Annotated in this window: 1 protein-coding gene; it reads left to right on the top strand. The window is 66.0% G+C overall.

From position 1 onward, the window contains the following. Nucleotides 1-225: hypothetical protein (locus AB4Z35_RS31225; RefSeq protein ID WP_442101328.1), on the top strand; the 225-nt coding region annotated here is incomplete at its 5' end. Nucleotides 226-371 lie beyond the last annotated feature (146 nt).

Genomic DNA, 371 nt, shown 5'->3' with positions numbered 1-371 from the left:
CATCAGAAGAACGGCCAGGAAATCGTCGACCGGCTCGTGGCGCTGCTGGTACCGCGCCTGCCCGGCCCGCCAGAAGAAGCCGAGCAGCGCGTGCGCTTTGCCATGCAGGTGGTCTTCGGCATGATCGTCAACGCGGTGCTGAACGACCCCGGCCCGCTCACGCTCGCCGATGAACGGCTACCCGTGGAACTCACGCGCATGGTGGCGAGCTACCTGGACCTCTGAGCGCCCCCCGCCCTACCGCCACACCTCGCTTCAACCCAGTTCCCCCGCTTTTTCCGGACGGCCCCGCTCCCAATGGGGCCATCCGATCTCGCCGCAACATAGCGGCGCCGCCTGTTTTCAGGCCGGATATAACGTGGAGACAACAC

Source organism: Pseudomonas sp. KB_15 (assembly GCF_052114525.1).
Lineage (GTDB): Bacteria > Pseudomonadota > Gammaproteobacteria > Pseudomonadales > Pseudomonadaceae > Aquipseudomonas.
This window is presented reverse-complemented; position numbering and strand designations above follow the sequence as displayed.